Annotated in this window: 14 protein-coding genes and 2 tRNA genes; 6 read left to right on the top strand and 10 right to left on the bottom strand. The window is 44.4% G+C overall.

All coding sequences use genetic code 11. The annotated features are described in order from the left end of the window. Window positions 1-12: 12 nt before the first annotated feature. Complete coding sequence (locus O3C43_08510) at window positions 13-1245, top strand: argininosuccinate synthase (protein ID MDA1066528.1); 1233 nt, start codon at window positions 13-15, stop codon at window positions 1243-1245. Window positions 1246-1345: 100 nt separating this feature from the next. Continuing rightward, window positions 1346-1430, top strand: a tRNA-Leu gene (locus O3C43_08505). 11 nt (window positions 1431-1441) lie between these two features. Here the strand turns inward: O3C43_08505 and O3C43_08500 are convergent. Continuing rightward, entirely contained in the window at window positions 1442-1966 is a 525-nt protein-coding gene (locus tag O3C43_08500; GenBank protein ID MDA1066527.1) for a hypothetical protein, read from the bottom strand. A gap of 108 nt (window positions 1967-2074) precedes the next feature. Between O3C43_08500 and O3C43_08495 the strand changes: the two genes are divergently transcribed. The 3 genes from O3C43_08495 (at window position 2075) to ligA (ending at window position 4613) form a co-directional block, all read left to right on the top strand. After that, window positions 2075-2151 (top strand) — tRNA-Pro (locus tag O3C43_08495). 57 nt (window positions 2152-2208) lie between these two features. Then, complete coding sequence (locus tag O3C43_08490; protein ID MDA1066526.1) at window positions 2209-2607, top strand: VanZ family protein; 399 nt, start codon at window positions 2209-2211, stop codon at window positions 2605-2607. Window positions 2608-2609: 2 nt separating this feature from the next. After that, window positions 2610-4613 carry an NAD-dependent DNA ligase LigA gene (ligA, locus tag O3C43_08485; GenBank protein ID MDA1066525.1) on the top strand — a complete coding sequence of 668 codons (2004 nt, stop codon included), beginning with the start codon at window positions 2610-2612 and terminating at the stop codon, window positions 4611-4613. 55 nt (window positions 4614-4668) lie between these two features. Here ligA and O3C43_08480 read toward each other — a convergent pair whose 3' ends face one another. The 9 genes from O3C43_08480 to O3C43_08440 all read right to left on the bottom strand — a co-directional run bounded on the left by O3C43_08480 (window position 4669) and on the right by O3C43_08440 (window position 13083). Beyond that, on the bottom strand, window positions 4669-5226 hold the full coding sequence (locus O3C43_08480; protein MDA1066524.1) for a hypothetical protein: 558 nt from the start codon (window positions 5224-5226) through the stop codon (window positions 4669-4671). A gap of 77 nt (window positions 5227-5303) precedes the next feature. Then, window positions 5304-5789, bottom strand: coding sequence for a hypothetical protein (locus O3C43_08475; GenBank protein MDA1066523.1), 486 nt, complete (start codon window positions 5787-5789; stop codon window positions 5304-5306). 1 nt (window position 5790) lies between these two features. Then, on the bottom strand, window positions 5791-7194 hold the full coding sequence (gene dnaA, locus O3C43_08470; protein MDA1066522.1) for a chromosomal replication initiator protein DnaA: 1404 nt from the start codon (window positions 7192-7194) through the stop codon (window positions 5791-5793). A 499-nt stretch (window positions 7195-7693) separates the two neighbouring features. Continuing rightward, window positions 7694-8662, bottom strand: coding sequence for an HPr(Ser) kinase/phosphatase (gene hprK, locus O3C43_08465; GenBank protein ID MDA1066521.1), 969 nt, complete (start codon window positions 8660-8662; stop codon window positions 7694-7696). A 7-nt stretch (window positions 8663-8669) separates the two neighbouring features. After that, window positions 8670-9401: an LPS export ABC transporter ATP-binding protein gene (lptB, locus tag O3C43_08460; GenBank protein ID MDA1066520.1), complete on the bottom strand. Its 732-nt coding sequence runs from the start codon at window positions 9399-9401 to the stop codon at window positions 8670-8672. Between the two features lie 6 nt (window positions 9402-9407). Next, entirely contained in the window at window positions 9408-10016 is a 609-nt protein-coding gene (locus tag O3C43_08455) for a hypothetical protein (protein ID MDA1066519.1), read from the bottom strand. Continuing rightward, window positions 10013-10465, bottom strand: a complete 453-nt coding sequence (gene lptC, locus O3C43_08450) for an LPS export ABC transporter periplasmic protein LptC (GenBank protein MDA1066518.1) — start codon at window positions 10463-10465, stop codon at window positions 10013-10015. The genes O3C43_08455 and lptC overlap by 4 nt, the downstream gene beginning before the upstream one ends. Window positions 10466-10473: 8 nt before the next feature. After that, window positions 10474-11016, bottom strand: a complete 543-nt coding sequence (locus tag O3C43_08445; protein ID MDA1066517.1) for an HAD hydrolase family protein — start codon at window positions 11014-11016, stop codon at window positions 10474-10476. A gap of 3 nt (window positions 11017-11019) precedes the next feature. Continuing rightward, on the bottom strand, window positions 11020-13083 hold the full coding sequence (locus O3C43_08440; protein ID MDA1066516.1) for a thiamine pyrophosphate-dependent enzyme: 2064 nt from the start codon (window positions 13081-13083) through the stop codon (window positions 11020-11022). Between the two features lie 152 nt (window positions 13084-13235). Between O3C43_08440 and O3C43_08435 the strand changes: the two genes are divergently transcribed. After that, a complete protein-coding gene (locus O3C43_08435) occupies window positions 13236-14186 on the top strand; it encodes a ribokinase (protein MDA1066515.1) in 951 nt (316 codons plus the stop codon). The last annotated feature ends 264 nt before the right edge of the window (window positions 14187-14450 follow it).

Below are 14450 nucleotides of genomic sequence, written 5' to 3'. Positions count from 1 at the left end.
CATTATCACACTATGAAAATCGTACTCGCATATTCTGGCGGCCTGGACACGTCTGTTCTGGTTCGTTGGCTTAAAGATCACTACAACGCCGAAATTATTACCTTTGCCGCAGATGTCGGACAGGAAGAAGAACTCGATGGGCTGGAAGAAAAAGCGAAAGCGACCGGTGCGAGCGAACATCATACAATTGATTTGGTAGAGGAGTTCGCGAGTGATTTTATCTATCCGATCATACGGGCTAACGCCATTTATGAAGGCCAATATCTACTCGGTACATCCATAGCGCGGCCTTTGATAGCCAAAGCTCAAATTGGGATCGCCAAAAAAACGGGAGCAAATGCGTTGGCTCACGGAGCCACCGGAAAGGGAAATGACCAAGTTCGTTTTGAACTCACTTACGCGGCTCTATCGCCACATATGGAAGTCATTTCTCCCTGGCGTATGGACATTTTCCGCCAAGCATTTCCGGGGCGAACCGAGATGATCAATTATTGTGCAGCCAACGGGATCAATGTTGAAGCGTCCTCGTCAAAACCCTACTCGATGGATAGAAACCTACTCCATATCTCTTATGAAGCAGGCATTCTTGAAGACCCTTGGTTTGATCCGACAACTCTGGATAACAAATCCATGTTTAAACTGACAGTTGACCCGACAGACGCCCCCAATGAACCAGAGTATTTGGAATTAGAGTTTGAAAGGGGAGACTGCGTAGCGGTCAACGGAGTGGCTGGCAATCCAGCAGCAATCCTTAAAAGCCTAAACAAAATTGCTGGCAGGCATGGTATTGGGCGAGTTGACATCGTTGAAAATCGTTTCGTCGGAATGAAGAGTAGAGGTGTTTATGAAACACCCGGAGGATCCATACTTATTCACGGCCATCGCCAATTAGAAACCCTGACCATGGACCGTGAGCTCATGCATCTTCGTGATAGCCTGATTCCAAAGTATGCCCAGCTGGTTTATAACGGCTTTTGGTATGCTCCGGAGAGGGAAGCGTTGCAGGCATTGATTGATCACAGTCAGCAATCTGTTTCAGGTACCGTTCGCCTGAAGTTGTATAAAGGAAACATTACAACGGTGGGAAGAAAATCTCCCTACTCTTTGTATGATGAGAAGGTTGCGTCGATGGAAGGTGTTGCGAGCGATTACAATCCAGACGACGCAACGGGATTCATTCACCTTCAAGCGTTGCGTTTGCGTGCACGAAGCAAAGCCCACAAGGACCTGCTTAAAGATTATTAAACCCAGGCCTTTTTTGATTGGACTTGAGCAAAGCAATTACCCATAAAACTCACTCTTATTTCTTAGGCGATCCAACTAGCCGTTTGATTGTCATTGATAGGCCTGGATGGCGGAATTGGTAGACGCGCCGGACTCAAAATCCGGTTCTTTCGGGAGTGAGGGTTCGATTCCCTCTCCAGGTACCATCAAGTAGAAATTATTTAGGAGCATCGTAGGTTTCTATGGGTTTAAGAGACTGCGAATCCCAGCCCATCTTTTCTACCATTAATGTCTCAGGGTGAAATGCGAGGTGAAGATTATTACTGATTTCACTACGTAACTTACTATAATAACAAAAGACTGCCCCAGAATTGTAAGTTCTGTCCGGCATTCCAAGAAGGGTTATGACCTCATGTTTGTTTTTAGCGTTAAGAAGAACAAACCACTCACTTAAATTCGCTCTTTCGGGGAACTCTCCAGTTGTATTTGAAACGTTCGGGCTATTGTGCAAAAAGAAATCATTATTCTGGTTGGTGGATCCTGAAAGTTCAAAGGAAGAAGAATCATCGAACAGGCTCAGGATAGACTCAGAGTTTTCCGTAATGTCAGTCTTAACTTCGGCGGGTTTTTCAACATCCTGTTTTTCGCTATCTGAGGAATCCGAAGAACAACCAAGAAAAAAGATAGATACGCCGAAGGCACACACCCTAATCGAGATTGGTTTGATCAACGACTTCACCATTATTTCAAACTAAGGTTATCAAACGTAAAATCGAGCCTGATTTCTCGTTTGTTATGCTTGACCGACAAAGAGGAATCCGAACACACTTTTCGACTTTACTTATTGGTTCGGGCCGTAGCGCAGTCTGGTAGCGCACTTCGCTGGGGGTGAAGGGGTCGCTGGTTCGAATCCAGTCGGCCCGACCATTTTAAAATTCTTCAATTACGACAGAAGCGATTTAGGGCACAATGTCCAACTTTCCAATGAAGCCATGGATCTGGCCATTCTTACTAGCGATAACAATCGTCTTAGCTTCGGGAGTTAACACAACCAATCCAATTGACGTGAATCACAGCGACAAAGTGGTGCACTTTCTGGTCTTTGGGTTGATTGCCATTATGGTAGTGAGGATTCAAAAACCCGGCACTTTGATTTGGGCGCTGATCAGCTTTTTTGTTGTTTCAGGTTTCGGTGCCCTGGATGAATTTCGACAATCCTTTACACCCGGTCGGAGCGTCGAATTTGCGGACTGGCTAGCCGACACCTTGGGAGCAGGAATCGCGATTACTTCTTACAAAGTATTACCGTGGTTTTCTAGTTTCCTGGAAGTAAATATTCCACAAAAACTCGACAAGAAAGCAGCGCCACAAAAGAATAATTAATTATGAGCGAAGACTGTGAAAACCGTCTCAAAGAGCTAAGTGATATCATTCGATACCACAATGATCGCTACTACCGGGAAGCCGTCCCAGAGATATCTGATAGGGAGTATGATCGACTAAAGGAAGAGCTGGCCGAACTTGAAAAGATACACCACAACCATAACGAAACACTATTATTGGCGGATGAAATTGGAGATGACCGCCTCTCAGGATTCACTACCTACAGGCATCGTGAACCTATGCAAAGCCTTGATAACACCTACAATTTTGAGGAATTATTAGAATTTGAAAAGCGTTTGCATAGATTGCTTGGCCGTGAAGATCTGGAATATTTGGTGGAGCCAAAAATCGATGGTGTTGCCGTAAGTCTTACCTATGAAAACGGTCAATTTGTTAAAGCAGTCACCCGCGGAAATGGAATCGAGGGGGACGAGATAACTGCAAACTTTGATTTGATAGAAAATTTTCCCAGAGAACTAGCCCCCCCCTATCCGGATATTTTGGAAGTCAGAGGAGAAATTTACATGACCCTGCAAGAGTTTGAGCGAATAAACAAAATTCGTGAGCAAGATGGGTTACCCCTGTTCGCCAACCCAAGAAACCTCGCTGCTGGAACAATAAAGATGCTGGACCGTAAGGAAGTTAAGAACAGGAATCTTACCTGGGTATCGCATGGGCGAGGATTTTGTGAACCAAACAATTTTAATACCTTAACCGACTTTTTTGGCGCTTTACGTAACTGGGGCTTCCCCCTGGTCGAAAATCACTGGGTAGAAACAGGTATCGAAAACAGTATCGAAGCTATTAAGTCTCTTGATCAGTTACGTAAAACCTATGCATATCCCACAGATGGAGCGGTGATAAAGCTAAACGAACTGGAGCTCCAGAATGAAGCAGGTAATACCTCGAAAGCTCCCCGTTGGGCGATCGCATATAAATTTGAGGCAGAACAAGCGACGACTCAGATAAAAGATATTGTAATTCAAATCGGTCGAACCGGCACGCTCTCCCCTGTGGCCATTCTGGAACCTGTCCAACTTGCAGGTACAACCGTTTCCAGAGCAACACTTCACAACAGCGACGAAATTTCCAGGAAAGACGTCCGTATAAATGACTTTGTAAAGGTAGAAAAAGCCGGAGAAATTATCCCAGCCATTATTGAAGTTGTATTAGAAAAACGTCCAGTTGACTCAAATACGTTCAAGTTCCCCGAAGAATGTCCTGCATGTGGAACAAAAGTCGTTCGAGTGGAAGGCGAAGCGGCACATCGCTGTCCCAACTCTCAGTTTTGCCCTCCCCAGATAAGAAGACGTTTACAGTTTTTTGCGTCTAGGCAATGTATGGATATTGAGGGATTAGGGGAAGCGGTGGTGGACCAATTAGTAGGAAAAGAGTTAGCGACTTCATTGCCAGAGCTGTACTCCCTTACGCAAGACGAACTTCTAACCTTAGAAAAGTTTGGAGAAAAATCAGCTGAAAATCTGCTTAACGCTTTGGAGAAAAGTAAATCGCAGGAATTGTGGAGGTTGATACATGGACTCGGCATTCCTCATGTTGGGGCATCTGTTGCAAAACTTTTAAGCAAAACCTTTCTTTGTTTGAGCGGAATACTTTCAGCGACCGAGGAGGATCTTGTCGCAATCGAAGGTATCGGCGACATCGTTGCAAATAGCATAATATTATTTTTCAAAGATCTCAGTAACCAGACAATAGTCAATGAGTTGATAAAAGCTGGCCTAAACGATACGGAACAGGCTCCTGATGAATCAGGAAATCGTGAAGCAGTAGTCGGAAAGACATTTGTAATAACAGGGACATTGCCAACAATGAAACGGGAGGAAGCAAAAGCTTTGATCGAAAAGGCTGGAGGGAAAGTGTCGAGTTCGGTCAGTAAAAAGACGGACTTTCTCCTTGCTGGAGAAAGTGCCGGTTCAAAACTTTCAAAGGCAGAATCACTAGGAGTGAATATTCTAACTGAGGAAGCACTGTTGGAATTTCTAAAATAAAAGTCCCGGAATAGTAATCCCAACAGAAAGAACCAGGTTCGGCCGACTGTTGAAATTACCCTTGGGTACCAGAAGGACTTACAATCACTTCCTTATCGAAGTAGATTTCAACTGGAGGATTGGCTATAGCTCCTGAACCGCCCCCGGATTTTCCTGATGCGCTGCTACTTGAAGCAGAAGTGGCAAGCGATCCAGATTCGACCCCTAAAGCACTTGCGGCATCAACAGCACCAGAAACTGTTGCATCGGCAATAATAACTGAATCACCGCCAATCACTGAACTTGTTCGGGCAATTAACCGAGCGGCTACGTCCGGGGAGTAACAATTGGCAGCTAAACTAACGATACCCAATTTTGATGACACCCGAGCAACTGCACGAATAGTTGCATCGTCTCGACCTTGGCTTGCCATAAGAATTGAGCGATGAACCTCTAGGAGCTCGTCGCAATCCATTGAAGCAGGTACAAATAGTTTTGTAAGACAAGATTCTAAACCTGCTTGATCCGAACCGTTTTCTGAAATGCATGCTTTAGCCCGCTCTTCAACCAAGGAATCTCCGAACAATGGGGCAAAGACCAGAAGGAATACAGGAATAATCAGTAACTTTTTCATAATGACTCCGATACTTTAAAAGGGTTTAGCTTCGCTCAAACCATCCTAATATGGGCCAAAAAGTAAAGCCAAAAGGCCTACGTATACCCTTGGCTTTGGAGCAAAGAACTAAGCTTTTGTTGGAAATCAAGAAGATCATTTTCATTAGGCTGATAACCAGCCGTACCTGCTTTTAAAGACAGGCGACCCATTTGATCCAAGGCCCATACGGCTTTTTCATCGTCCGAAAAAACTACTTCACCACTTACAATGGATCCGGGTTGATACACTTTATGAAGAGCAACCGAAACCAATCCCCCGGCAGTAGTCCCTTCGAGGTCGTTCGCAAGAGGTTCCGCTTTTTGAGGATCCGATGGTGGCGGAGGGGCATTTCTTAAATCGCTGTCTACAGGTGGCGGCTGGTCCTTGAGCTCCAGATTGAGGTCATCAATCAGGAAACGAACATCCATATACGTCAGGGCCGCCTCGAACTCTTTGTTGATCCGTGATTGAATGTCGCTCAGCTTCAACCCTTCAGCCACCCACTGGGCAATGGATTGTTTTTGCGAATCTGTGAATACCATTTTAACCCCCTGATTTTGCCAACTGCGTCTTCAGGTATTCTACACTACGGCGGACAGCTTCATCCTGATCCATGATGTTTTCCACTGTTTTGCAGGCATGAATAACGGTTCCATGATCTCTGCCACCAAAAGTTTCTCCAATCTCCTGCAACGGATGACTTGTGAGGATACGGCTTAGATACATGGCGATTTGCCTTGGGAAAGCGATATTTGCGGGACGCCTTCTGCTTACCATATCTGAAAGTCTCAAATTAAAATAATCCGCAACGCGTTTTTGGATTTTTTCGATTGTAACTTGATTCTGAGCTTCCTCCTGAAGGATATCGCCCAAAAGCTGCTCCGCCACCTCAAGATTAACGGTCTTTCCCATTAATGCGTTGTAACTAGCGACACGGGTCAGTGCACCTTCCAATCGTCGAATATTCCGTGACACTTTTTCCGCAATAAATTGCAACACATCATCGGGGAGTCGCATGTCGAGTGATTGCGCTTTATTGGCGAGAATAGCCACGCGCGTCTCAAGGTCAGGTGCCTGCATGTCCGAAACCAATCCCCATTGAAATCGAGAGACTAGACGGCTTTCAAGTTTTGAGATCTCACTCGCTGGTCGATCACTGGTTAGGAAAATTTGTTTTCCCGATTCAAAGAGATCATTAAAGGTGTGGAAAAACTCTTCCTGGATACGTTCTTTGCCGGCCAGAAAATGGATGTCGTCAATTAAAAGCACATCCACCGAGCGGTAACGCATGCGAAATTTCACGAGTGTATTCTCCTGAATCGCACGAATGAATTCGTTGGTAAATTTCTCGGTGGAAACATAGGCAACTTTTGCAGTGCGATTGTTCTTTAAAATAAAATGTCCAACCGCGTGCATGAGGTGCGTTTTCCCTAACCCGGTATCTCCATAAATGAAAAGTGGATTGTAGGCTTTAGCTGGCGCGTTGGCGATTGCGACGGATGCTGCGTGAGCAAGATTGTTGTTTTGGCCGACAACAAAATTCTCAAAAGTATTTCTGGGATTTAAAAAATTTCCGATCGTAGGCCGCAGCTCTGCACGGGTCTCTCTGGTTATTAACTCACCGGCTCGGTCGGCATCTACTTTTTTACTAATTCCTAAATCTAACTCCTGCTCTCTCAGTTTTGCCACATCATCGAACACTTTAAGTGACACTTTTACCGGTCTACCTGCAACCAAACGGATCTTGTCCAAAATCAACTCGAGATAGTTGTCAGCGACCCAGATGGCTGAGAACTCATTTGGGACGCTCAGCATAACTTCGGTGTCGGTTTGCTGCAAGCAACTCATTGGCTTGAACCACATATCGTAAACGTCACCTTTAAATCGATTTTCGAGCTCTGGTTTTACAGCTTCCCAGAAATTTTCTACTTTAGAATATTGTGACATTAACTCCAAACATCCATAGGTTTATTCACAAGAGTAATTCCAATCGATCCTGATGAAGGTCTCGCATGGTTAGTTTGGTGAAAATGGTTGAACAAAATATTCATGGAAGAAAAAAAATGATGCTGTTCGACACAGCCAGGTATTAGAAATAGTTTAAGTCCTTGTTTTGTAATGGCTTAAAGAACTATAGGCTAGTAAATAGAGAAAAAAGAAAGCGGCCAAAATCTAGACTTACCGCCTGGGATCTATGAGCCACCCGCAAGAGTTACAAACAATCGTGGTTTTCTGCCTGTTTTCAAGATGAACTTTCACACAAGTTATTAACATCTGAATGCGGATAACTTTTTTAGCTGATTTGTTCAATTTGCCCCGCGATTTTAACAAAGCCAGAAGCTTATCAGTACAAAACATTTAGAGAATCTGAACCCGCGATTAATTGTCGAAAAATTCTCGATTGCCAGAGTCAAAAAGCCCAAAAAATAAATCGAAAAAAATCAAATTATTTTGGAGATTGTTTAGCCATGTGATCAATCAAACGTTGATTGAACTCTTGAGCAGAATCGTGGCCCATGATTTTAGCAGCTCTTACCATCGCGGCCACTTCGACAAGTCGAGCAAGGTCGCGACCAGGTCGAATAAATATTTCAATATGGGGTACATCAATTCCCATAATAGTGAAGTAGCTTTCTTCTAACCCAGTTCTATCTTCATCATGCTCAATCGACCATTCATTAAAAGTAACAACCATATCGATTCTTTTTTCCAAACGAACATTACGAATACCAAAAAGATCACCGACATTAATAATTCCAATGCCTCGGCATTCCATATAACCACGATTTAATTCAGAACTATTCGCCATTAGTTCCTTATCATTAATCAGTTTAATGTAGGTTAAATCGTCCGCGACTAAACTGTGCCCTCGTTCAATTAATGCTAAAGCGCATTCGCTTTTCCCAATCCCGCTTTTGCCACGAAGAAAAGTTCCGATACCTTTGATGTCCAGCATCGTGCCATGCTCAGTAACGGTGGGAGCAAACTCGTATTCAAGCAACAGTGTAGCGGCTGTAACAATGTCCTTGGAACTCAAGGGTGAACGAAACAAAGAAATGTCGTACCGATTTGAAACCTCGATCATGATTCTTGTAGGCTCGTAATCCCGAGAGACAATCACGCAAGGGATCTCTAATTCGGCAAATTTTAAAAGGATATCTTCCTGATCAGCATGCGTCAGAGTCTCCATGTAAGCCATCTCCCCAGCTCCAAATAATTGTATCCTTTCGGCTGCAAAGAATGTTAAAAAACCACTCAAAGCGATGCCGGGCCGATTAATGCTTTTTTCTTTTATTACCTTTTTAAGTCCTTCGTCTCCGGCGGCCAAAGTCAGTTTAAGATTATCTTTGAATTTAGAGTAGAAAGAACCGACCTCAATACTTTCTACTAACCTGGGTGCTGAACGGAGATCCATGGAGCCATTACATGTTAAAATTTTCACCGAGATAGAATTCCCGGCTTACTTCGTCGTTTGTGAGAAAATTACTGGTGCCTTCACGCAATACTTCTCCGTTGTGGAGAAGGTAGGCACGGTCTACAATACTCAAAGTTTCGCGGACATTGTGGTCCGTTATGAGAATCCCTATTCCCTTGTCACTCAGTTCCAGGACAATTTTTTGAACTTCAGCAACATTGATCGGATCAACCCCGCTAAAGGGCTCATCCATCAGAAGAAATTTCGGTTCAGTTACCAAGGCTCTTGAGATCTCTAATCGCCGCCGTTCACCTCCACTTAAAGTATAGGCTTTCTGTTTTGCAATCTGGGTGAGCCCCAACTCTTCAAGATGCTTATCCACCTTTTCTTTTCTGGCGATTCGAGTAATCGGAAGGGTTTCAACAATCGCCTTAATGTTATCCTGCACTGAAAGATTTCTAAATACCGAAGGTTCTTGTGGTAAATAACCTATGCCCATTCTAGAACGTCGATGCATTGAGTACGGGGTGATGTCGATATTCCCAACCAACACCTTTCCACGGGTGGCCGGAATCAGGCCGACAATCATATAAAACGTCGTCGTTTTTCCAGCCCCATTTGGTCCTAAAAGCCCGACAACTTCACCGGCCGCAACATTGACGTTTACTTTATTAACGACCTTTTTCCCAGAATAGCTTTTCTCAAGATCACTGGTTGAAATAGTTATGGGTGAAACCATCAGTTTTTAAGGATTAACAGTTTCGTTGTTGTCAGTCCCATTGACCTTCTGAACTTGAGTTGAAGCTTCCGTGCTTTCATTGGCTTTATCCGGGTCGAATCCTGTATCAGGAAGTGCACCCAACTTAACAGTAACTCTATTATCTTTGCTTCCTCGAACTTGTGCCCGTCGTTGTCCAGCAAACCATTCGATTTCATCGCCAGATACGGTTCGGTCCTCTTCGGTTATTACAGGATTTCCTGTAAGAAGCACCTTCTTTTCCTCAGGGAAAAATTCCGCTCGCCCACTTTCAGCGGTCCGTCCCAATTGTTGGAACTTAACATCACCTATAGCGATAAATTTTGTGATATTTCCCATTTCGCCAACGGTTGCGTCTTTGTCCCCTTTTTTAACTGCGGTGATGTGTAGCTCATCGCTGGTTAATTTAAGATTTGTTCCGACAACCGTGACGTTCCCGACCAAATGAAAATCGGAGATTTCATCTCCGCTCGCCATTTCCAGATAGTCACAGGTGAACACCGTGTTCGTCATCAGTTCAGGCACTTTTTCGTCTTGCCCCAAAAGAACTGCATCCACCAAAAACACCGAAGATAAAAATAAAATTAAGCGCATCATTTTAGGAAAGCCTCCAACTCATAATCGATTACCACTTTAACGTTTTTATGGACATGAATTATCCGATCATCCTGAGAGTAATTCCAATTTTCGCCCTCAATCTCATAAAATTCGCCATCAACAATTACACCGCCATCACCAGAAACAGCCTGGTCTATAGATTGATAAACCGCTTCAGCGCTCTGGATGTGCATATCCATATCCTTACCTTGCTCCCCCTGATAAATCTGAAGATCCAAATTTGTCATTTCAACGATTCCATTGTCTCCGTAGGTCGCCGAACTTCCCTTCAGGTTCCAAAGACGAAATCCTTCATCACTAAACATAGTTACGCGTACTCCTTCAATTGGAGCATCGGGAAGAATCTGCGAGTTTACCAGTAATCCCAGAGGCAATGAGCAGAGAGCAAAGAGTAAAGCAATCTTGGTAATATTGGATAGGCGTCGCATAGGATTCATTAAGAAGTAGACAAAGCTAACACACTCTCGTTCCTACTTTCAAGGATTCGGTCGCAGACTTCCCGTACAGCACCCTTCCCTCCTTGTTTTGTGGTTAAATAGTTAGCAGTTTTCAAAGCCAACGGAACTGCGTTGGCCACGGCAACGCCAATCCCGGCAAATTCCAAGGCAGGTACATCTATCTCGTCGTCTCCCATGTAGCAAATGCACTCCACGGCTAAATCTAGCTGGCCAGCTAATTCAGCCAAGGCAACTCCTTTGTCGTTTCGGCCTTGGATGATGTGGTCAAATTTTAATTCCTGCATCCTCGAAGTCGTTGCCGGAGACAAACGTCCTGAAATAACGGCTAACGCAATCCCCATTTTTTTTAAACAGGCCAGCCCCATCCCATCCAGTATAGAAAATTGTTTTAGCTCGAAACCGTCAGCACCCACAAAAATAGTTCCATCCGTGAGCACCCCATCAACATCAAGCGCAAGCAACTGGATTTTCGCCCAATCAAGAGAAGATTCCTTTTTAAAACTGCTAGCTAAATCACCCATCGCTTAACTGAGCTTATCCAGCCAATTGATAATATCCCGGGTGATCGATTCTTCATTGGGCATAAATTGTTTTTCCAAGGGTGCCGCAAAAGGAACTGGTACATCTTTGGAACCAATCCGTAAAGGTGGTGCTTCCATTTCAAAAAATAGTTCTTCAGTTAGTTGACTGATCACTTCGGCACCAAACCCAAGGTTGCGCCTTGCTTCGTGAACCACAACCAAACGGCCGGTTTTCCTGATAGATTCACGTATCGGATCCAGATCGATCGGTTTCAAAGCACGAAGATCAATAATTTCGAAAGAATACTCGTACTCTTCTTCCAGATACGCGCACACCTTCTCACAGATCCCAACCATTTTCCCATAAGTAACAAGTGTAGCAAACTCCCCTTCTCGAACCAAGCGAGGGTGCCATACATGACGATAATCATTACTCACAGTAACATCTGACCGAAGTCCTCGATAAAGCTTTTTATGCTCAAACAACAATACCGGGTCATCCGAATCGTAAGCGGCAAGCATACAATCAAAAGCATCCTGAACCGTACTGGGATATAAAACCTTCAGTCCGGGGAATTGAGTGTAAAGCCCCTCTAATTCCTGTGAATGAAACGAACCAAAGGTAAGACCTCCTCCACATGGAAAACGCATAACCATGGGCAAGCATTTCCCAGAACGGAAATAAAAGGTCCCGGCGTTGAGACAAATCTGGGTGGTTGCATCAGTCGCAAAATCAGCGAACTGAAACTCGATAATGGGTCGATGTTCATTGAAAGCTAAACCGATGCCGTAGCCGACAGTAGCCGATTCAGCCAGAGGTGTGTTAATCACTCGACCCCGGCCAAATTCATTAAACAATTTATCGGTTACTTTAAACGCCCCACCGTAGGTAGCGATATCCTGCCCCATAACCAGCGAGACATCTGATTCCTCCAGAATCATTCTATGAGCTTCATTTAGTGCTTGGGCAAAGGTAACATTCTTGAACACCTGCCCAGCCTTTTTCCATTTAAAGCCATGAATCGTATTTACGAATTCACCGGCTTGTAAATCCTGCTCTTTGATCGGCGGCTGAGCCAAAGAAACTTTAATGCACTCTTCAAGAAATGATTCGATAGTTTCCTCCGCCTCGATAATGGGACCCTCACCTAGCGCTTCTATCAATTGTTGCCGTAAGATTGGATTTGCGTCTCGTTTTTCCCACCCTTCAATCACATCTTTAGTCAAATAGTCGCAAGTGTCATAAGCCGCATGTCCACGCAGCCGAAGTGTCTTAACTTCGACAACAGTCGGAAATCCAGATTCACGCACCTCAGAGAATACACGGTCAAACTCCTGAACCATTTTGCGTGTATCTGAAATTTCCAAGGTCGTGTAGGTCATCCCATAAACTTCGGCGCGTCTGCCTAGAGAATCGCCAGCAAATTGCTCATTTATAGGGGTCGAGTAAGCATACTCATTATTCTCAATGACGAACACCATAGGAATTTTTAGAACAGACGCCAAATTCATAGTTTCATGAACATCGCCCGTACTGGATGCCCCATCCCCCAAGAAACCAATTCCAATTGAATCCTTCCCAAGTCGCCGCTGAGAGTCGATCCCCCCAAGCACACTGGAAAGGATAGGCCCCAAGTGACTAATGATGGGCAAACTCCGGGTGAGCGGGTCACCATGATGAACATTTCCTTCACGCCCGAGGGTCGGGCTGCCAGAATTTGCGATATACTGACAGAGGTGATCGCAGAGATGATCGCTCCAAATCAAATGACCGGCCAAGTTACGGTGAGAAAAGCAAACGACATCCTTTTCCCGATCCAAAAGTAATCCTATGGGAGCAGCCACCCCTTCATTCCCCTGCCCGCCTGCCAAGGTTCCATAAACGAGTCCTTGTCGAAACAAGTCCCTTAAACGGTCATCCGTTCGCCTGGAATAATACATCCAGTTATAAACCTGGCTGAGCGTTGAAGCATCTAAATTCTTCAAGTCCGACTTAAGTAAGCTACGCTTTTGAAGGATTTCCGGAGTTTCCGGGTAAGGAATGTTAGGACGATGATTAGGATGCATATATTAGCAATTGAGGGAACCCTGTGGATTCTTACTTTGAGAAGCAAAACATTTTAAAGATGAGGCAATTCGCCAAGATAAAACTGCCTTTCACTGTCTAAACCTATTTTTTTTGATTCGCTACTTCTGATATCCGTTTTCAATTTAGAATAATGGCTTCATCCATCGTTGTTATTGGTAGTTACGTTCAGGACCTGACTTTCCATCTTCCTGAGTTTCCAAAACCAGGTCAGACACTCATCGGAAATTTCCAAAGTGGGCCAGGGGGTAAGGGCTCAAACCAAGCGGTTGCCGCGGCAAGAACAGGAGTTTCCACCGCCTTTATCGGAGCAACCGGGCAAGATGCTTTTGCAGGAGTTGCCCGTGAATTCCATCAATCGGAAGGCATAGATTCACATCTGGCAATAAAACCGGCTGATGAGACAGGCACTGCTGGAATCCTGGTCAACCAACATGGGGAAAATGAAATTGTGGTCGCCTTAGGCGCGAATGCTTCACTCACACCTGCAGACATTCCGGGGGACATTATCGCCAACGCTGGAATTGTGGTGACTCAGCTGGAATGTAATTTGGAGGCGACCAACCATGCGCTAAAACTCGCACGATTGGAGGGGGTAACAACCTTATTAAATCCAGCTCCCATGCGAGACGACTTTCCCATGGATATGCTAGACAATGTCGACATACTAATACCCAACGAAACCGAATTCGCTCACCTCCTAAGAACAAAGTGCCCAGAATCACATGGCTCTTTCGAAGAGGCGGAGATACAAGGTATCGACCCAGAAGTATTACATGAATTGTGCAGAGAGTTTGGGGTTCCCACTTTTATCATTACTTTAGGTAGCAAAGGCTGCTTTGTGTCGACAATAGGCAGCCATTTTCAAACAGACTCCATGAAAGGAATCGACGTAGTAGACACGACTGGAGCAGGAGATGCCTTTGTTGGTGGATTTGCTTCAGGCTTACAAACCTTTGATGGAGATATAAAGAAGGCTGCAGAGTATGGGAATGTAGTTGCAGGATTATCCGTAACTCGCAGAGGCACTGCCCCATCCATGCCATATAAAGACGAAATTGAGAAGGCTGTGAAACTCCTGTAGTTTCAGAATCACCAAACAATGTACCGACAAGAAAACTACCGCCGACAGAAACATTGAATTCAATTGACTGTGGTAGATGAGAGAATGAATTTGGACAAATAAACGCTCCGATCTCACACCTAAAATACTATCTTAATAAAAAGCCAACGTGACGATGAAACATCTAAAAAAAGTAATGCGATTCGGATTATTATTTTATATAATTCTTTCACTCCCAATAACTCTCATTTTTTAAAGAGTGATTACATCCGCTTCATCAACTAT

This window comes from Verrucomicrobiota bacterium (assembly GCA_027622555.1).
Taxonomy (GTDB): Bacteria; Verrucomicrobiota; Verrucomicrobiia; order Opitutales; family UBA2995; genus UBA2995.
The sequence above is the reverse complement of the archived record's forward strand: the minus strand, read 5'-3'. Positions and strand labels throughout refer to the sequence as shown.